The following is an 18,979-nucleotide window of genomic DNA, read 5'->3' as shown; positions in this document are numbered from 1 at the left end:
CTGTACAGGACAGTCCTGTACAGACCGCCATTGATCGCCGCCCGCCGCGTTCCCGAACGGGCTGGTTACGATCCAGGCGTGAGGGGGAGCGGGCTGCTGGAGCGCGACGACGCGGTCGCGGCGCTGGGCGAGGCGGTCGAGCGGGCCCGCGCCGGGCAGGGCGCGACCTGCCTGATCTCCGGTCCGGCCGGGATCGGCAAGACCGCGCTGCTGGAGGCCGCCGCCGAGATCGCGCGGCGGCGCGAGGGGCTCGTGCTGCCGGCGCGCGCCTCCGAGCTCGACCGCGGCTTCGGCTTCGGGATCGTCCACCAGCTGCTGGAGCCGGTCGTGCGCGCCTGCGACGAGCAGCGGCGCGAGCGCCTCTTCGCCGGCGCGGCACGGCGCGCTGAGGCGCTGTTCGGCGCCGCGGCAGTTGACGGCGACCCGGAGTACGGCGTCCTCAACGGCCTCCACTGGCTGATCGCCAACCTCGCCGACGAGCGGCCGCTGGTGCTGTGCGTCGACGACCTCCACTGGGCCGACCCGGCGTCGCTGCGGCTGCTCGAGTTCCTCGGCCGCCGGATCGACGGGCTGCCGGTGCTGACCGTCTGCACGCTCCGCCCCGAGGAGCCGGGCGCGCCGGTCGAGCTGCTGGCGGCGCTGCGCGCAGCGCCTGCCTGCGCGACGGTCGAGCCGGCGCCGCTGAGCGCGCCGGCGGCCGGCGCGATGCTCGCCGACGCGCTCGCCGGGCCGCCCTCCGAGCGCTTTCGCGACGCCGCCTGGCGGGCGACCGGCGGCAACCCGCTGCTGCTGTCGCTGCTGGCGCGGGAGGCGGCCGCCAACGGGCTGCGCGGCCGCGCGGAGGAGGCCGAGCGGCTGCCCGAGCTGGCGGCGCCCGGCGTCGCGCCGACGGTCGTGCGCCGCCTCGCGCGCCTCGACCCGGACGCGACGGCGGTCGCGCGCGCGGCGGCGGTCGCCGGCGAGCGGGCGCGGCTGGACGACGTCGTCGCCCTCGCCGGGCTCGACCTCGCCGCGACGCGCGCGGCGCTCGCCGACCTCGCCGACCTCCAGCTCGTCGCGTCCGGCGGCTGGCGATACGTCCATCCGCTGGTGCGCTCGGCCGTCGCCTCGGCGATGCCCCACGCCGAGCGCGACCGGCTCCACCGCCTCGCCGCCGCCCGCCTGCGCGAGCGCGGCGCGCGGCCGGCCGAGGTCGCGCTCCACTGGCTGGCGACTGCGCCCGCCCGCGACCCCGGCGCGGTCGCCGACCTGCGCGCCGCGGCGCGGGAGGCGGCCGCGGAGGGCGCGACCGGCACCGCCGTCGAGCTGCTGCGACGGGCGCTCGCCGAGGACGCCGAGCTGCCCGACCGCCCGCGCCTGCTGCTGGAGCTGGCCGAGCTCGAGCTGCGGATGCTGCTGCCGGAGGGGCCGGCGCGGATGCGCGAGGCGCTGACCGCCGGGCTGGAGCGCGACGAGGAGGCGCGCGGGCGGGCGGCGCTCGGCACCGTCCTGCTGCTCAGCGACCCGGTCGCCGCCTTCGCGGAGATCGATCAGGCCCGCGCCCAGGCCGGCGACCGCGGCGAGCGGCTGCGGCTGGAGGCCGCCGAGCTGGAGGCGCTCTGCTTCGTCGACGCGCTCGCCGAGCCGCGCCTCGCCCGCTACGAGGCGATCCGCGCCGCGCGCGACCCGTCGGCCGCCGAGCTGGCCCACCTCGCCTCCGAGGAGGCGCTCGCCGGCCAGCCGGTCGCGGAGGTCGCCGCGCTCGCCGAGCGGGCCGCCGCCGACGGCGCGCTGCTGCGCGAGGTCGGTCCGGGCGGCTCGACCTGGAGCCTGCTGACGCACGCGCTGCGCTTCGCCGAGCGGCCCGAGCCGGCGCGGCGGCTGCTGCTCGAGGGCGACCGCGTCGTGCGCGAGCGCGGCCTGCGGACCGCCGGCGCCTTCGTCGACCAGTCGTGGGCCTACTGGCACCGCGATTTCGGCTCGGTCGCGCGCGGCCTCGCCCATGCGCAGGCCGGCTACGAGGGAGTGCTGGAGGCCGGCGTGCCGGTGTCGGTCGCGGCGGTCGCGGCGATCGTCGCCGAGAGCCTCGTCCTGCTCGACCGGGTCGAGGAGGCCGAGGCGGTGATCGACCGCCCGCTCGGCGCCGCCGAGGGGACCTTCGTCGAGGTCTTCGCGCTGACGGCGCGCGGGATGACGCGCGCCGCCGCCGAGCGCCACGGCGAGGCCGAGCGCGACCTGCGCCGGGTCGTCGAGATCCTCGACCGCCGCGGCTGGCGCGCGCCGGCGGCCGCGCGCGGCCGGATGCGGCTGGCCGAGCTGCTGGCCGGCAGCGGTCGCGCCGAGGAGGCGCGCGAGCTGATCGACCACGACGTCGCCGCCGCCCGCGGGGCCGGGGCGATCGGCGCGCTCGGCGCGACGCTGCGGGTGCGCGCGCTCGCCCAGGAGGGGAGGGAGCGGCTGGCGACCCTGCGCGAGGCGGTCGCCGCGCTGGCCGCCTCGCCGCTGCGGCTCGAGCACGGCCGCGCGCTGCTGGCGCTGGGCGCGACGCTTCGCCGCCGCGGCGAGCTGGAGGAGGCGCGCGAGACGCTGCGCGCGGCGCTCGACGCCGCCAGCCGCACCGAGTCGGCGCGGTTGGCGCGCGAGGTCCGCGCCGAGCTGGAGGCGAGCGGGGCGCGGCCGCGGCGGGAGCGGATCAGCGGGGTCGAGTCGCTGACCCCGAGCGAGCGCCGGGTCGCCGAGCTGGCCGCCGACGGGCTGACCAACCGCCAGATCGCCGAGGCGCTGTGGGTCACCCGCAAGACGGTCGAGTACCACCTCGGCCACGTCTACTCGAAGCTGCGCGTCCGTTCGCGCGCGGCGCTGCCGGCGGCGCTCGAGCGGTCGGCCGGCGCCGAAACCCCGGGGTGATCTCCGGGGTGGCGCGGGTCGCGGCGGTGCGCCGCCTGTGGCAGCGTCGAAGCCATGCTCTGCTCCAGATCCCTCGCACGCCGCGGCGGCCGCGCCGCCGCGCTCGCGGCGGCGCTGCTCATGCTCGCCGGCGTCGGCGCGGCGCAGGCCGCGACGATCGACCACGACGGCACCACGCTCACGATCGCCGGCACGCCGGGCGTCGACGACCTGCTGCTCTCCCACGGCGGCGGCGGGTCGGTCGACCCGGCGATCGTCGAGGTCAAGAGCTGGAACGGGAGCACGCTGACGCCGGGGGCGGCGGCCGTCTGCACGGCCGGCATCGAAGCCGACCTGTGGGCATGTCCGCGGCCGCAGCGGATCGTCGCGACGCTCGGCGACGGCGACGACCTGGTCACCGTCTACGAGGACATCGAGGCCCCCTTCACCGTCCCGGTCGAGATCGACGCCGGCGCGGGGAACGACCGGATCGACGGCACCAGCGGCAACGACGTGATCCACGGCGGCCCGGGCGACGACCAGCTCACCGGTCGCGACGGCGACGATCGGATCCACGGGCAGGACGGGAACGACATCCTCAACGGAGATTTCGGCAGCTCGGGGCCGGGCGGCGACGACCACCTCGACGGCGGCGCCGGCGACGATCAGTTCGAGCAGTACGTCGGCTTCGGCTATCCGGCGTCGTTGAAGGGCAACGACACCTACATCGGCGGCCCCGGCAACGACAGCTTCAGCTACTTCCATCGCGCCGACCCGGTCACGATCACGCTCGACGGGATCGCCGACGACGGGATGGCCGGCGAGGCCGACAACATCCATCCGGACATCGAGACGGTCGGCGGCAGCGCCGGCGACGACGTGATCGTCGGCTCGCCCGGCGACGACATCCTCTGGGGCGGCGACGGCGACGACCGGATCAGCGGCCTCGGCGGCAACGACCGGATCTCCGGCGACGACGGCGACGACGTCGTCGACGGCGGCCCCGGCGACGACGAGCTGACCGGCGGCTGCATGACCGACACGCTGATCGGCGGCCCCGGCGCCGACACCTTCTACTCCGACGCCGGCCCGACGTCGACCTGCGGCTTCTCCCTGCGCAGCCCGTTCGACCGGATCGAGGCGGCCGACGGCGAGGCCGACACGCTGATCTTCTGCCAGGTCCTGGGCGACCAGGCCGGCGACGTCGCGATCGTCGACGCGGTCGACCCGGTCGCCACCTCCGGGCCTGGCGCCTGCGGCACGGTGAGCGTCGTGGCGCCGCCGGGCGGCGGAGGCGGGAGCGGCGGCGGAGGAGGCGGAGGCGGCGGCGGTGCCGGCACGGTCCCCGCGCCGGGCGGAGCGAAGCTCCCGACCGGCAAGGTGCGGATGCGGCTCGGCGCGGTGCGACTGCTGGTCGGCAACGGCAGAAGGGGCGCGGCCGTCAAGCAGCAGGTCGAGCTGAAGCGCAAGCGCCTCACGCTCGGCACGCTGGTCGCGTCCAGAAAGACGCGCGTCACCGTCACGGCGTCGATCGGCAAGGGCCGCAAGGCGATCGCGCTCGGACGGCGGACGGTGACCGTCCCAGCCGGCCGCGCCGCGGTCGTGCGGCTGGCGCTGCCGCCGCGCGCCCGGACGGCGCTGAGACGCGCCCGCCGGGCCACGGTCGCCGTGTCGCTCAGAGTCGGCAAGAAGACCGTCCGCAAGAGCTTCGGCGTCGTCGTCGCCCGCAGATAGCGCGCGAGCGGAGACGACGCATCCAAACCGAGATCGAGAGAGCGATGAAACGTTCGCGCATCATCCTGGCCGGCGCGCTCGCCGCGACGCTGGCCCTTCCCGCCGCGGCACAGGCGGCCGGCACCGTCAGCGGCGGGCCGGTGAAGGTCGCCGGCGGCTACTCCGTGATGCTCTCCGCCGTCGACGCCAAGAGAGACTCGCTGACGATCGTCGTCGACCGCGGGACCGTCGCCAACGGGCAGATGGACACGCTTCACGTCACCAGAGGCGTGAGAGTGGTCGTCAGACCCGGCAAGGCGACGATCAAGGGCGCCTTCGGCAGACGCGGCGACGTCGACCTCAGACTCCGCAACGCCAGCGCCGACCGCAGCCGCAAGGTGCCGAGAGGCTGCACCGGCAAGCCCGGCACGACGCACAAGGGCGCGCTCGTCGGGAGACTGCGGCTGCGGCTGCCCAACGGCAAGCTGGTGACGATCAGATCGCTGCCGTCGCAGACGAGCGTCGGCGGCTCGATCAGGTGCGACAGAACGAGCGACAGACGCCGCGGCGACGGCGGCGACGGCGACGGCGGCGACGGTCAGGACGACCAGATGCGGCTGATGCTGACGCTCGAGCGCGACGGGGTCAACTACTCGTTCATGGCGACCAAGCGCGACCTGACGCTGACCCGCGCCGGCGCGCCCGAGCGGGCCGGCCGCGCGACCGTCAGCAGCGCGACGATCGTCCGGGCCGGCGGCTCCAACCTGCTGTCGGCCTCCGACGGCGGTGCGCGCGCGACCGTCAAGGGAGCCGGCGCCTTCACCGGCACCGGCCTGTTCAGATCGAACGGCGGCGGCGGCCCCTTCGCGACCGGCCCGCTGACCGGCAACCTCCGCGTCAAGCTCCAGGGCGCGCCGCTGATCGACGTCGCCGGCGACGACGCGATCCTGCTCAACGGCGACAGATAGCGGCCGAGCCACCGTGGGGGAGCGGCCGCTCAGCGCGCGGCGAGCGCGACGAGCCGGTCGACGAGGCGCTCGACGAACGCGCCGCCCTCGCCGCGGAAGGGGACCTCGCAGTTGGGCGGCTCGCCGCCGGTGCCCTTCCAGTCGGCGAAGGTCATGCCGGCGGTCCGCTCGCCGCCGAGCTCGATCCCGACCGCGAGCGTCCGACGGGCCGACAGGAGCCCCGGGTCGAGCACGCTGCCGACGACGAACGGGTCGTGGACGTGGGCGCCGCGGAACCCGTCGTACCGCTCGTGGAAGTCGAAGTAGAAGCCGAGCGCGTCCTCGACGAACCGCACCAGCGGGCCGTCTCCCGCCCGCGCGCGCAGGGCGGCGAGGTGGTGGGGGAGGATCGCCGCGGTCTGCGTCACGTCGAGCCCCATCAGCAGCGGGAGCGGGGCGCCGTCGCGGCCGAACCGCCGCAGCACGCAGGCGGCCGCCTCCGGGTCGACGGTCATGTTCCACTCGGTGACGGGGGTCGTGTTGCCGGCCTCTCTGAAGGTGCCGCCCATCACCACCAGCCGCTTCAGCAGCCGCGGCAGCTCCGGCTCCCACAGCACGGCGGCGGCGACGTTCGTCAGCGGCCCGAGCGCGACGAGCGTGATCTCGCCCGGCCGGGCGCGCGCCTGCTCGACGATCAGCCGCGCCGCGCTCCGCTCCGACGGCCGCGCCACCGGCGGCGGGACGGTCGCGCGCCCGATCCCCTCCGGCCCGTGCGTCTCCGGCGTGGGGGTGAGCGGTCTGCAGAGGGGCGCCGCGGCGCCGGCGGCGACCTCGACCTCGCCGCGCCCGGCCAGCTCCAGCACCGCGAGCGTGTTGCGCGTGACATGCGCGAGCTCGACGTTTCCCGCGACGGTCGTCACGCCGACCAGCTCGACCTCCGCGCTGCCGGCCGCGAACAGCAGCGCGAGCGCGTCGTCGATGCCGGTGTCGACGTCGAGGATGAGCGGGATGGGGGCGGGGTTCGACATGGCGGGCCGGTGGCGGGCCGGGCAGCCTATCGAGCCGCTACGGCCGCGGGATGTTGCGCAGGTTCGAGCGGGCGAGGTCGATCATCCGCCCGACGCCGCCCTCGACGACCATCTTGCTCGCGGCCAGCGCGAAGCCCTTCACCTGCGCCGCGGTGATGTTCGGCGGCATCGAGAGCGCGTTGGCGTCGGTGACGACCTCGATCAGCGTCGGACCGGACCGCGCCAGGCCGTCGGCGAGGCCGTCTCCGACCTTCGTCGGGTCCTCGATCCGGATCGCGTCGATGCCGGCCGCCTGGGCGATCGCGGAGAAGTCGTGCGCCGGGTGGTCGGTCTGCCAGTCGGGCACGCCGCCGACGAGCATCTCCAGCTTCACCATCCCGAGCGAGGCGTTGTTGAACAGCACGATCTTCAGCGGCAGGCGGTGGATCTTCACCGTCAGCAGCTCGCCCATCAGCATCGCCAGCCCGCCGTCGCCCGACAGCGAGATCACCTGCCGGTCGGGATGGGAGATCTGCGCGCCGATCGCCTGCGGCAGCGCGTTGGCCATCGTCCCGTGACGCCACGAGCCGATCACGCGCCGGCGTCCGTTCGGGGTCAGGTAGCGCGCCGCCCAGACGTTGTTCATCCCCGTGTCGACGGTGAAGACGGCGTCGTCGTCGGCGACCTCGTCGAGCACGGCGGCGACGTACTCGGGGTGGATCGGCGTGTGGCGCTCGACGTCTCTCGTGTACGCCGAGACGACCCGCTCCAGTCTCGAGGCGTGCGCTCTCAGCATCCGGTCCAGGAACGAGCGGTCCCGCTTCTGCTCGATCAGCGGCAGCAGCGCGCGGATCGTCGCGGCGACGTCGCCGTGGACCGGCACCTCGACGAGTGTGCGGCGGCCGAGCTTCGACGGGTCGCGGTCGACCTGGGCGGTGCGCCGCTGCGGCAGGAAGCTGTCGTAGGGGAAGTCGGTACCGAGCAGGATCAGCAGGTCTGCCTCGTTGCACGCCTCGAAGCAGGCGCCGTAGCCGAGCAGGCCGCTCATGCCGACGTCGTAGGGGTTGTCGAACTGGATCCACTCCTTGCCGCCGAGCGCGTGGCCGACGGGGGAGAGGACCTTCCCCGCCAGCTCCATCACCTCGGCGTGGGCGTCGCGGACGCCGGCGCCGCAGAAGAGCGTGACGCTGTGGGCCGCGTCGATCGCGTCGGCGAGCGCGCGGACCTGCTCCTCGCCCGGCACGACGGTGGCGGCCGGGGCGGCGATCGCGCTGTGCCCGGTCGGACGCGCCGCCTCCTCGTCGGCGACGTCGCCCGACAGCACGAGCACCGAGACGCCGCCCTTGCCGAGCGCCGTCTGGATCGCGATCCGCTGCACGCGCGGCATCTGCCCCGGTTGGGAGATCAGCTCGCAGTAGTGGCTGCACTCCTGGAACAGCCGCTCGGGGTGGGTCTCCTGGAAGAAGAGCGTCCCGACCTGGTCGGAGGGGATGTGCGACGCGAGCGCGAGCACCGGCGCGCCGCTGCGGTGGGCGTCGTACAGACCCTGGATCAGATGGGTGTTGCCGGGGCCGCAGCTGCCGGCGCAGACCGCCAGCCTGCCGGTCAGCTGCGCCTCGGCGCCGGCGGCGAAGGCCGCGGACTCCTCGTTGTGGACGTGGACCCAGTCGATCCCGTCGGTGCGCCGGACCGCGTCGACGATCGGGTTGAGCGAGTCGCCGACGAGGCCGTAGATCCGCTCGACGCCGGTGTCGCGCAGGACTTCGACGAACTGCTCGGCGATCGTCGTTCTGCCGCGGGCCATCGTGGGTGCGATGGTGCCCGCCGGGCAGGCGGCGAAACGCGCCGCCGGGGCGGCGGCGCGCAGGCGCGATCAGCCGACCGGCTGGCCCTCGGGCGCGGGGCCCGTCGGCGTCTCGCGTCTGATGCCGAGCAGGTCGACGGTGAAGAAGAGCGTCGAGTTCGCCGGGATCGAGCCGTTGTCCTGCTCGCCGTAGCCGAGCGCCGGCGGGATCACGAGCGTGCGGCGGCCGCCGATTCTCATGCCCGGGATGCCCTGCCACCAGCCGGCGATCACGCCGCCGGCGTCGATTCTGATCTCGAGCGGTCTGCCCTGGTCCCAAGACGAGTCGAATCTTCTGCCCGTCTGGTAGATCGTGCCGTAGTAGTCGACGATCGCGGTGTCGCCGGCGGCGATCTCCTCGCCGTCGCCGACCTTCACGTCCTTGACGATCAGCTGGTCCGGTCTCTCGCCCGGGTGGGCTCTCTGGACCGGTCTTCTGAACGGGTTTCTGATCGGCGTCGCGGCCGGGTCGGCCGGCGTCGTGGTCGTCGCGGTCTCGGCCGCGGTCGAGGTCGCGGCGGATGCGTTCGACGCGTCGTCGTCGTCGCCGCAGCCGGCGATCAGGAGCGCCGCGCCAGTGAGGCCGACGGCGAGGAATCGGGTAGCGCGAGCAGTGGTCACGCCGCGGGAATGTAGCGGAACGGACCCCGCCCATGCGCCGGTTCGATTCAGTCAATTATCCGGTCTCTACAGTGTTTATGCCGAGTTTAGGATCCGGCTCGCTACCGTGTCCCCGATGCCTCGCCGCGCACAGCTCGCCGGTGCCGGAGCGCTCGCCGCCGCTGTCCTGCTGCCGCTCGTCTACCTGCTCGCGACGCGCTCGGGAGCGGCCAACCACCTCGACGCGCAGATCCTCGCCGGCTTCGCGAACCTCGACGGACCGCGCGTCCACCCGATCGCGCTCTTCCTCGCGCGCCTCTGCGATCCCGACCGCTTCGTCTGGCTGGCGGCGGCTCTCGTCGCCGTCGCGCTGCTGCGGCGCAGACCGCGCACCGCCGCGGCGGTCGTGATCGTCCTGTTCGGCTCGGGTCTGACGACGCAGCTGCTGAAGCCGGCGCTGGCGACGCCGCGCCACTCGGAGCTGCTCGACGGTCTCGGCCAGATCATTCCCGCCTCCTGGCCGAGCGGCCACGCGACCGCCTCGATGGCGCTCGCGCTCTGCGCCGTGCTCGTCGCGCCGGCGCGGCTGCGCGCGTGGGCGGCGGCGCTCGGCGCCGTCTTCGCGGTCGCCGTCACCTTCTCGTTCCTGACGCTCAACTGGCACTACCCGAGCGACGTCCTCGGCGGCTTCCTCGTCGCGGCGGCGTGGGCGGCGGCGGCGGTCGCCGTGCTGTCGTGGGCGGCCGTCCGCTGGCCGCAGGAGGAGAGCGGCGCCGGCCGCCCGCTGCCGCTGCGCGAGGTGCTCGCGCCGGCCGGCGTGACCGCCGCCTCGGCGGCGCTGCTCGCGGCGATGGTCCTGCTCGCGCGGCCGCGGCAGACGCTCGACTACGCCGCCGAGCACACCACCTTCGTCGTCGGCGCCGGCGCGCTCGCGGTCGCCGCCCTCGCGCTCGCCGTCGCCCTCGGCCTCCTGCTGCTGCGCGCGCCGAGGCGCTGAGGGCGCCTACTGCCCGGCGCCCGGCTCCCAGAGCGGCTCGTCGGGGCCGTTGGCGCCGCGGCTGAGGATGAACAGCAGGTCCGAGAGGCGGTTGAGGTAGGAGACGACCTCGGCGTTGAGCTCGTCGCCGCAGACGATCGCGGCGCGCTCGGCGCGGCGGCAGACGGTGCGGCAGACGTGCAGCTGCGCGGCCGCCGCCGTGCCGCCGGGGATCACGAACGAGCGCAGCGGTCTCAGCGTCGCGTTGACCTCGTCGCAGCGCTCCTCCAGCCAGGCGGTCTGCGAGGGCTTGACCCGCAGGCGCTCGCGGTCGCCGCCGTGCGGGACCGAGACGTCGGCGCCGACGTCGAAGAGGTCGTTCTGGACCCGCCGCAGCCACGGCACGTACTGCTCGGGCATGCCCGGCGTCGCGACCGCGACGCCGAGGTGAGCGTTGAGCTCGTCGACGGTCCCGTACGCCTCGATCCGCGGGTGGGTCTTCGGCACCCGGCTCATGTCGCCGAGATGGGTCTCGCCCTTGTCGCCCAGGCGCGTGTAGATGCGTGTCAGGTTGACCGTCATGGAGCCTGAGTCTAGCCCCGGAAGGGCGTGGAAGACCCCGATTTCCAGCCGGGTTGCAACCTGTTCGGCGGCATCCGCAACGTCTCTCGCGCTACCATCCGCGCCGTTCGAGGTCGTGGCGATGGAAGTCCGGTGAGAAGCCGGTGCGGACCCGCCACTGTGACCGGGGACGCCCGCCGCACGCGCGCCTGGCGCGCAGCCACTGGGAGCATGCTCCCGGGAAGGCGCGGAACGGGTAGGCCCGGAAGCCAGGAGACAGAGTCACGACCCACGGTTCAGACGCCCTCGCGGAAAGGGGTGCACGTATGACTCGCTCCATCCTTGGCTCACTCGCAGGAGCCCTTGCCGTCACCGCCCTCGCGGCGGCCTCAGCCCAAGCGGCGGGGAAGCCCGCGAGCGTGACCGTCCGCGTCGAAGGCCCGAGCGCGACGCTCGCCGACGCGCGCGTGACGACGAGCGCGAGAGCGGTCGCCAAGGACGGCGAGCACGCCTGCAGCGGCACGAGCGCCGCCGGCGCGCTCGAGCTGGCGACGAAGGGCAGATGGAGCGCCTCGTACAACCCCAGCTTCGGCTACTTCCTGACCGGCGTCGGCGGCGTCGCGCCGAGCGGCAGCGACTACTGGGTCGTCTGGCTCAACGGCAGATCGTCGATGACCGGCCTCTGCGACACCGAGCTGCAGAACGGCGACGAGCTGCTGCTGTTCGTCTGCGAGCCGACCCCCGACTACAGCGGCTGCACCAACCGCCCGCTCGGGATCGTCGCGCCGAGAGGCAGAAGCGCGGCGCCGACCGTCCGCGTCGTCGCGTACGCGCCCGACGGGACGACGACGCCGGTCCCCGGCGCGACCGTCTCCGGCGGGACGAAGGCCGTCAGAACCGACGCGCGCGGGCGCGCGAAGGTGACGCTCGCCGCCGGCCAGAGCAGCCTGCGCGCGACCCGCGACAGCGACGTGCCGTCGGCGCCGCTCCACTGCGCCGCCGGCCGCTGCGGCAGCAGTGACGTGACGGCGCCGACGGTCAAGATCGCCGGCCTCCCGGCCGGCAAGGCATTCGCCGCCGGCAAGGCGCCGCGCGCGCTGCGCGGCACCGCCGCCGACCCGTCCGGCGCGAAGGTCGAGCTGCGGCTGACCCGCCGCGCCGGCGGCGCCTGCACGGTGCTCGACGGCCGCAGCGAGCGGTTCGTCCCCTGCAAGCGCAGAGCGGCCTGGGTCGCGGCCGGCGACCGCCGTCGCTGGAGCTACCTGCTGCCCTCGCGCCTCGCGCCCGGCCGCTACACGCTCCAGGCGCGCGCGACCGACGGCGCCGGCAACGTCGGCAGAGCCGTCGCCCGCTTCACCGTCCGCGCCCGCGGCGCGCAGGGCTCCGCGAGCGCCGTCGCCGTCGCCGTCGCCGTCGCGGCCGCGTCGCCGCGCGTCGCGACGAAGGTCGTCGGCAAGCGCGGCACCGTCTTCGGCAGCCGCACCGTCACCGCCTCGGCGACGACCGTGAAGGTCGGCCGCAAGCGCTGCGCCGTCCCTGCCGGCACGCCGCTCGCGGCGCTGCTGGCCGCCGACCGCGCCGGGGCGCCGGCCGTCAAGGTCGCCGACTACGGCTCCTGCGGCCGCCGCGCCGCCAACTCCGGCGGCCTCTACGTGACGCAGGTCGGGAGCGACCGCCGTCGCGGCCAGGCGGGCTGGGTCTACGCCGTCAACGGGCGCGTCGGCACCGCCGGCGCAGCCGATCCGTCGGGCCCGTTCGGCAGCGGCCGCCTGCGCGGCGGCCAGAAGGTCGTCTGGTTCTGGTGCGCGCGGGCCAACTCCTGCACGCGGGTGCCGCGATGAGCGGGGCGCGCCTCGCCGTCCGTCTCCGCGCGCCGCTGCGCGGCGCCTGCGCGGCGGCGCTCGCCGCCGTCGCGCTGGCCGGCTGCGGCCTCGGCGCGGGCGAGAAGAGCGGCGACGCGCGCATCCTCGTGACGCGCGACTTCGGCGCCAGAACGCTCGGCGCCCAGATCGAGCAGAACATCCCCGAGTCCGAGACGGCGATGCGCCTGACCGAGCGGGCCTTCGACGTCAGAACCACCTACGGCGGCAAGTTCGTGCAGTCGATCGACGGCCTCGCCGGCGGCGGCAGCGGCGGCAAGGCCGACTGGTTCTACTGGGTCAACGGGATCGTCGGCGAGGAGAGCGCCGCCGACTTCGAGCTGCACGGCGGCGACCGCGTCTGGTGGGACTACCACGACTGGAGCGGCTCGCAGAACGTCAACGCCGTCGTCGGCCAGTTCCCCGAGCCGTTCGCGCACGGCGCCGAGGGCAAGCGCTACCCGGTCGTGATCCAGTGCGCGAAGGACTCCGAGGAGATCTGCCAGCAGGTCTCCCAGCAGCTGTCGGACGTCGGGACGAAGGCCTCGCGCCAGACGCTCGGGACGAACGTCGAGACCGAGGTGCTGCGCGTGATGGTCGGCCGCTGGCAGGACCTGCGCCGCGACCAGGCGCTGCGGCTGATCGACAAGGGCCCGACCTCCAGCGGCGTCTTCGCCAGATTCGACGAGGACGGCAGAACGCTCGAGCTGCTCGACGCGCAGGGTCGCACGGCCCGCGCCGTCGGCGCCGGCGCCGGTCTCGTCGCCGCCGTCAAGCTCGGCGAGCAGGTGCCGACGTGGACGGTCACCGGGACCGACCTCGACGGCGTCGCCGCCGCCGCCGACGCGCTCGTCCCGCAGCGGCTGAGACAGAGATTCGCGCTCGCGACCGACCCCGCCGGCGACGACGTCGGCCTGCCGCTCTTGCGCTGATGGGCTACCGCCGCCGCCCGAGCCCGCTGCACGCCGTCCGCGCGGCGGTCGGGAGCGGGCTGTGCGTCGCGATCGCGCTGGTCGCGCTGCTGTACGACCACCCGCTCGTGCTGGCGGCGACGCTGGTCGCCGGGATCGGGGCGGCGGTCGCGGCCGGCGTCGGGCGCGAGCTGCGGCGCACGCTGCTGTTCGCGCTGCCGTTCGTCGCGCTCGTCGTGCTCGTCAACCCGTTCGTCTCGCGCCAGGGGCTGACGGTGATCGCGCGCTTCGGCGACCTGCCGTGGTTCGGCCGCCTCGACGTGACGCTGGAGGCGACCGTCTACGGCGGGATCCTTGGCCTGCGCGCGCTCGCGCTGATCGTCGCCTTCGCGCTGCTCACGCTCGTCGTCGACCCCGACCAGCTGCTGCGCCTGTTCCGCGGGGTCTCCTTCCGCTCGGCGCTGACGGCGACGCTCGCGACGCGGATGGTCCCGCTGCTGCAGCGCGACGGCCGGCGGATCGCCGACGCGCAGCGCTGCCGTCCCGGCCCGCCGCCGTCGCGCGTCACGCTCCTGCGCGCGGTCGCCAGCGGCGCGCTCGACCGCGCGGTCGAGGTCGCCGCCGCGCTCGAGGTGCGCGGCTACGGCGGCGCGGGCTCGGCAAGCGGTGCCGCCGCCCGCCGGCAGGCCGCGCCGTGGTCGCGCCACGACATCGCCTTCGCCGCGGTCGCCGTCGCGCTCGTCGCGCTGGCCGTCGGCGGCCGGCTCGCCGGGGTGGCGGCGTTCGAGGCCTATCCGCGGCTGGAGGGCGACTGGGGCGGGGCGACGATCGCGCTCGCCGCCGCGGTCGCGCTGCTGCCGCTGCTGCCGTTCCTCGACCGGCGAGGGCTCGCGTGAGCGGCTCGGCCCATCCGGCGGTGCTCGAGCTCGAGCACGTCACCTACACCTACCCGGGCGCGAGCGCACCGTCGCTGCGCGACCTCTCGCTGACGGTCTGCGACGGCCAGTTCGTCGTGCTCGCCGGCCGCTCGGGGGGCGGCAAGTCGACGCTGCTGCGCGCCGGCAGCGGGCTCGTGCCGCACTTCCACGGCGGCGAGATCTCCGGCGAGGTGCGCGTCGGCGGACTCGACGTGCGCAGACACGGCCCGGGCGACCTCGCCGCCGTCGCCGGCTCGCTGTTCCAGGATCCCGAGACGCAGGTGGTGATGGGGACGGTCCGCAGCGAGCTGGCCTTCCCGCTGGAGAACCGCGGCGAGCCGCCGGCCGCCGTCGCGCGCGGGGTGGAGGAGGCGGCGCTGGCGCTCGGCGTCGCCCACCTGCTCGACCGCCCGACCCACGAGCTGTCGGGCGGCGAGCTGCAGCGGGTCGCGCTCGGCGCGGCGCTCGCCGGCCGCCCGCGCCTGGTCCTTCTCGACGAGCCGACCTCGCAGCTGGACCCGGTCGCCGGCGACGAGCTGATCGGCCTGCTGCGCCGCTTGAACGAAGAGTGGGGGACGACGATCGTGCTCGCCGAGCACCGGCTGGAGCGCTGCCTCGCCGCCGCCGACCGCGTGATCGCGCTGGTCGACGGCCGCCTCGCCTGCGACGGCTCCCCGCGCGACTTCCTCGCCTGGGCGGCGCGCGAGGCCCCGGCGCTCGAGACCCCCGGCGCCCGCCTGCTCTCCCGCGCCGGCCTCGCCCCGCCGCCGGTCGGCGTCAAGGAGGCGCGCGCCACCCTCCGCGCCGCCCAAGCCCTCCCCGACCCCGCCGCCCCGCCGTTGCCGATCGCACCGCCGCCGGCGGCTTCCGCGTCGTCTCACACGGTCGCCGACCCCGCGCAGCCCGCCGCCGCCCCGCCGCAGGCCGATCCCGCGAGAAGAGAGTTGTTCCCACCCACCCGGGAGGGCGCGCGCGCCGCCGATTCGCCCCCCTCGCCGCCGCGCGGCCGGCTCGGGCGTCTGCGCGCTGACCGCGCGCCCGCCGCGCTGCGCCTGAAGCGGCTGTGGTGCGAGCCGCACGACGGCGCGGCGATCCTGCGCGCGGTCGACCTGCGCCTGGCGCCGGGCGAGCGGGTCGCGCTGATGGGCCGCAACGGCGCCGGCAAGTCGACGCTGCTGCGCCACGTCGCCGGCCTCGAGCGGCCGACCCGCGGCTCCGTCGAGGCGGCCGGCCGCGTCGCGCTGCTGCTGCAGAACCCGAACGACTACCTCGTCCACGAGCGGGTCGGCGACGAGGCCTCGGCCGACGCGCTCGCCGCCGCCGGCCTCTCAGCCCACGCCGACCGCCATCCGCGCGACCTCTCCGGCGGCGAGCGCCAGCGGCTCGCGCTCGCGATCGTGCTCGACTCGCCCGAGCCGCCGGCCGTCCTCTGCCTCGACGAGCCGACGCGCGGGATGGACCGCGCCCACAAGGCCGACCTCGCCGTCCTGCTCGGCCGCTTCGCCGCGACCGGCACGGCGCTGCTGGTCACCACGCACGACCCGGAGTTCGCCGCCGCCTTCGCCGCGCGCGTCGTGCTGCTCGGCGACGGCCGGCCGATCGCCGACGGCCCGGCGGCCGAGGCGCTCGCCGGCGGCTGGTACTTCGCGACCGAGACGGCGCGGATCCTTGGCGGCGCCGGCGGCGCGCTCGACCCCGAGGCCGGCGCCGCGCTCGTGCGGACCCTCCTCGCCGCCCGCGCTCCCGGCACGGCCGCTCCCGGCACGGCCGCCCCCAGAACGTCCACGACCCCGACGGAGGCCCGCCCGTGAGCTGGCAGCTCGCCTCGTTCCTTCTGCTCGCGCTCGCGCTCGTCACGGGCTTCGCCTGGTACGAGCGCTCGCACCCCTCGGCGCGGGTGCTCGCGCTCGTCGGCACGCTCGCCGCGCTCGCGGTGCTCGGCCGGATCGCCTTCGCCGCGGTCCCGAACGTCAAGCCGACGACCGACATCGTGCTGCTCGCCGGCTACGTCTTCGGCGGCGCCCCGGGCTTCGCCGTCGGCGCCGTGTCGGCGCTCGCCTCCAATCTCTTCTTCACGCAAGGCCCGTGGACGCCCTGGCAGATGGGCGCCTGGGGCGCGATCGGCATCTTCGGCGCGCTGCTGGCACGGCTCGGCGGCCGCGACCTCGGCCGCCTCCCGCTCGCGCTCGCCTGCGGCCTCGCCGGCCTCGCCTTCGGCGTCGTCGTCAACTTCGGCAGCGTCGTCACGTTCGGCGACCAGGACCTGTGGGGCCGCTTCGCCGCCTACCAGGCGACCTCGCTGCCGTGGGACGTCGCGCACGCGGTCGGCAACGTCGTCTTCTACCTCGTCTTCGGCCCGGCGCTCGTGCGCACGCTGCGCCGCTTCCGCACCCGCTTCGAGTTCTCCTGGGCCCCGTCTGTGCCGGCCGGCGCGCCGGAGGCCGGCACCGCGCACGCCGCCCGCTCGGCGGCGGCGTCGCCGCTGCTGCTCGTCGCCGTCGCGCTGGCGAGCGCGAGCATCGCCGTCGCGGCGTTCGCGCCGGCCGACGCTCGCGCCGCCACGCCGGTCGACTACCTCGAGCGGTCGCAGAACCGCGACGGCGGCTTCGGCGCCGCGCCCGGCCAGGCGTCGGTCGACCTCTTCACCGGCTGGGTCGCGCTCGGCCTCGCCGCCCAGGGCCGCAATCCGCAGGACGTCAGACGCGGCGGCACGAGCGTCCTCGACTACGTCAGAGCGCGCGCGAGAGACCTCACGCGCGGGAACGCGCCGGAGACGGTCGGCGACCTCGAGCGCACGATCATGGTCGTCGCCGCCTCGGGCCGCTCGCCGCGCTCCTTCGCCGGCCAGGACCTCGTCGCCGGCCTGCGCAGACGGTTCGCGCGCGACGGCTCGGTGCTGAGGCAGACCAACCTGACCGCCTTCGGCGTGCTCGCGCTGCGCTCCGCGAAGGTGCCCGCGCGCGACCGGCAGGTGCGCGCCGCCGCCGGCTGGCTCGGGCGCCAGCAGAACCGCGACGGCGGCTGGGGCTTCGCGACGAAGGGCGGCGGCAGCGACGTCGACGACACGGCGGCCGTCGTGCAGGCGCTCGCCGCCGCGGGCCGCGCGAGATCGCCCGCGGTCAGACGCGCGATCGGCTTCCTGCGGGCCAACCAGAACGCCGACGGCGGCTTCCCGCTGCTGCCCGGCCAGACCTCCAACGCGATGTCGACCGGCTGGACCGTCCAGGCGCTGCGGGCCGCCGGCGTGCGGCCGGAGCGGGTCCGCCGCGGCGGCGCGCGCTCGCCGATCGCCTACCTGCGCTCGCTCGTGACGCCGAGCGGCATGGTCCAGTTCTCGCGCACGAGCCGCCAGACGCCGGTCTGGACGACCGGCTCGGTCGCGGTCGCGCTCGCCGGCGGCAGCTTCCCGCTGGGCGCCGCCAGACGCGGCGCGTCGTCCTCCGCGCAGCCGCTGGAGGAGGACGACGGCGGCAGCTCCGCGGCGGCCGTGATCGTGCCGGTGGCGGCCGCGCTCGGGGTCGCCGGCGGCGCCGCCGCGCTGCTGCTCAGGCGGCGATGATCCAGGTTGGCGCAGACGCTTGTGTCGACTGCGCCAAATCGGCGCTCTTGCGTCTGTTCGATCAGTAGGGTTCCCGCCCCTATGAGGATCGGTGTTCCCAGAGAGACCGCTGAGGGCGAGCGTCGCGTCGCGCTCGTACCCGAGGTCGTGAGAACGTTGACGGGCTCCGGACTCGACGTCGTCGTCGAGCGCGGAGCCGGTGCGGAGGCGTTCATCCCGGACGCCCAGTTCGAGGATGCCGGCGCCACGCTCACCGACGACGCGGCCGCGGTCTGGCAGAGCGACGTCGTCGTGAAGGTCGCACCGCCCTCGACCGAGGAGACCGGCCGGCTCGGCTCGGGCAGCGTCGTGATCGGCTTCCTGGCGCCGCTGACGAACGCCGACGGCGTGCGGGCGCTCGCCTCCGCCGGCGCGACCGCGTTCGCGATGGAGGCCGTCCCGCGCATCTCGCGCGCGCAGTCGATGGACGCGCTCTCCTCGCAGAGCAACGTCGCCGGCTACCGCGCCGCGCTGATCGGCGCGCAGGAGATGGGCCGCTTCTACCCGATGCTGATGACCGCCGCGGGCACGATCCGCCCGGCGACCGTGCTCGTGCTCGGCGCCGGCGTCGCCGGCCTGCAGGCGATCGCGACCGCGCGCCGCCTCGGGGCCGTCGTCCAGGGCTTCGACGTCCGCTCGGTCGTCAAGGAGCAGGTCGAGTCGCTCGGCGCGACCTTCCTCGAGTTCGACCTCGGCGGCGATCTCGAGGGCGAGGGCGGCTACGCGAAGGAGCTGACGCCCGAGCAGCAGGCCAAGCAGCAGGAGCTGATGGCCGAGGCGATCGGCAGAGTCGACGTCGTCATCACGACGGCGCTCGTGCCCGGCCGCCGCGCGCCGATCCTCGTCACCGAGGAGGCGGTCAGGAAGATGAAGCCGGGCTCGGTCGTCGTCGACCTGGCCGGCGAGGCCGGCGGCAACTGCGAGCTGACCGAGCCCGGCGAGACCGTCGTCCGCCACGACGTCAAGATCGTCTCGCCGCTGAACCTCGCCAGCACGATGGCGGAGCACAGCTCGCAGCTGTACGCGCGCAACATCCAGGCGCTGCTGGACCTGATGGTCAGAGACGGCGCGCTCACCCTCGACTTCGACGACGAGATCATCGCGGGCGCGTGCATCACGCGCGGCGGTGAGATCGTGCACGAAGGCGCTTCGAAGGCCGTCGCGGCCGCGAGCGCCTGACCA

14 protein-coding genes and 1 riboswitch are annotated in these 18,979 nt (G+C 75.5%); of the genes, 10 read left to right on the top strand and 4 right to left on the bottom strand.

Annotated features, from left to right (window positions below; genetic code table 11):
* Positions 1–78 precede the first annotated feature (78 nt).
* From BDZ31_RS21680 to BDZ31_RS21665, 3 genes are read left to right on the top strand one after another with little or no spacing between them, the layout of a single operon-like run.
* Positions 79–2,886 (top strand): AAA family ATPase, encoded by a 2,808-nt coding sequence (locus BDZ31_RS21680; protein WP_183345057.1) that lies wholly within the window; start codon positions 79–81, stop codon positions 2,884–2,886.
* 54 nt (positions 2,887–2,940) lie between these two features.
* Positions 2,941–4,599: a calcium-binding protein gene (locus tag BDZ31_RS25635; protein ID WP_281381788.1), complete on the top strand. Its 1,659-nt coding sequence runs from the start codon at positions 2,941–2,943 to the stop codon at positions 4,597–4,599.
* A 44-nt stretch (positions 4,600–4,643) separates the two neighbouring features.
* Complete coding sequence (locus BDZ31_RS21665; RefSeq protein WP_183345055.1) at positions 4,644–5,546, top strand: hypothetical protein; 903 nt, start codon at positions 4,644–4,646, stop codon at positions 5,544–5,546.
* A 29-nt stretch (positions 5,547–5,575) separates the two neighbouring features.
* Here the strand turns inward: BDZ31_RS21665 and BDZ31_RS21660 are convergent, their stop codons facing one another.
* The 3 genes from BDZ31_RS21660 to BDZ31_RS26125 all read right to left on the bottom strand — a co-directional run bounded on the left by BDZ31_RS21660 (position 5,576) and on the right by BDZ31_RS26125 (position 8,996).
* Entirely contained in the window at positions 5,576–6,553 is a 978-nt protein-coding gene (locus BDZ31_RS21660) for a nucleoside hydrolase (protein WP_183345053.1), read from the bottom strand.
* Between the two features lie 37 nt (positions 6,554–6,590).
* A complete protein-coding gene (locus BDZ31_RS21655; RefSeq protein WP_183345051.1) occupies positions 6,591–8,336 on the bottom strand; it encodes a pyruvate dehydrogenase in 1,746 nt (581 codons plus the stop codon).
* A gap of 69 nt (positions 8,337–8,405) precedes the next feature.
* Complete coding sequence (locus tag BDZ31_RS26125; protein WP_221243243.1) at positions 8,406–8,996, bottom strand: FKBP-type peptidyl-prolyl cis-trans isomerase; 591 nt, start codon at positions 8,994–8,996, stop codon at positions 8,406–8,408.
* Between the two features lie 115 nt (positions 8,997–9,111).
* Between BDZ31_RS26125 and BDZ31_RS21645 the strand changes: the two genes are divergently transcribed.
* A complete protein-coding gene (locus tag BDZ31_RS21645; RefSeq protein WP_183345049.1) occupies positions 9,112–9,972 on the top strand; it encodes a phosphatase PAP2 family protein in 861 nt (286 codons plus the stop codon).
* A gap of 6 nt (positions 9,973–9,978) precedes the next feature.
* Here BDZ31_RS21645 and BDZ31_RS21640 read toward each other — a convergent pair whose 3' ends face one another.
* Entirely contained in the window at positions 9,979–10,533 is a 555-nt protein-coding gene (locus BDZ31_RS21640; protein WP_183345048.1) for a cob(I)yrinic acid a,c-diamide adenosyltransferase, read from the bottom strand.
* A 123-nt stretch (positions 10,534–10,656) separates the two neighbouring features.
* Positions 10,657–10,790: riboswitch (cobalamin riboswitch) on the top strand.
* Positions 10,791–10,931: 141 nt separating this feature from the next.
* On the opposite strand from BDZ31_RS21640, the gene BDZ31_RS21635 reads away from it, so the two are divergent.
* From BDZ31_RS21635 to BDZ31_RS21610, 6 genes are all read left to right on the top strand, one after another.
* A complete protein-coding gene (locus tag BDZ31_RS21635) occupies positions 10,932–12,353 on the top strand; it encodes a hypothetical protein (protein ID WP_183345046.1) in 1,422 nt (473 codons plus the stop codon).
* Positions 12,350–13,303: a DUF4430 domain-containing protein gene (locus BDZ31_RS21630; RefSeq protein ID WP_183345044.1), complete on the top strand. Its 954-nt coding sequence runs from the start codon at positions 12,350–12,352 to the stop codon at positions 13,301–13,303. The genes BDZ31_RS21635 and BDZ31_RS21630 overlap by 4 nt, the downstream gene beginning before the upstream one ends.
* On the top strand, positions 13,303–14,178 hold the full coding sequence (locus tag BDZ31_RS21625; protein ID WP_183345042.1) for an energy-coupling factor transporter transmembrane component T family protein: 876 nt from the start codon (positions 13,303–13,305) through the stop codon (positions 14,176–14,178). The genes BDZ31_RS21630 and BDZ31_RS21625 overlap by 1 nt, the downstream gene beginning before the upstream one ends.
* The gene (locus tag BDZ31_RS21620) at positions 14,175–16,010 is read left to right on the top strand and encodes an ATP-binding cassette domain-containing protein (protein WP_183345040.1); all 1,836 of its coding nucleotides are present in this window, start codon (positions 14,175–14,177) and stop codon (positions 16,008–16,010) included. Before BDZ31_RS21625 ends, BDZ31_RS21620 begins: the two co-directional genes overlap by 4 nt.
* Positions 16,007–17,758, top strand: a complete 1,752-nt coding sequence (locus BDZ31_RS21615; protein WP_183345038.1) for a prenyltransferase/squalene oxidase repeat-containing protein — start codon at positions 16,007–16,009, stop codon at positions 17,756–17,758. Before BDZ31_RS21620 ends, BDZ31_RS21615 begins: the two co-directional genes overlap by 4 nt.
* 81 nt (positions 17,759–17,839) lie before the next feature.
* Positions 17,840–18,976, top strand: a complete 1,137-nt coding sequence (locus BDZ31_RS21610; RefSeq protein WP_183345036.1) for a Re/Si-specific NAD(P)(+) transhydrogenase subunit alpha — start codon at positions 17,840–17,842, stop codon at positions 18,974–18,976.
* Positions 18,977–18,979 lie beyond the last annotated feature (3 nt).

This window comes from Conexibacter arvalis (genome assembly GCF_014199525.1).
In the GTDB taxonomy this organism is placed as follows: domain Bacteria; phylum Actinomycetota; class Thermoleophilia; order Solirubrobacterales; family Solirubrobacteraceae; genus Conexibacter; species Conexibacter arvalis.
Note: the sequence above shows the minus strand (reverse complement) of the source record. Positions and strands in the feature narration are given on the sequence as shown.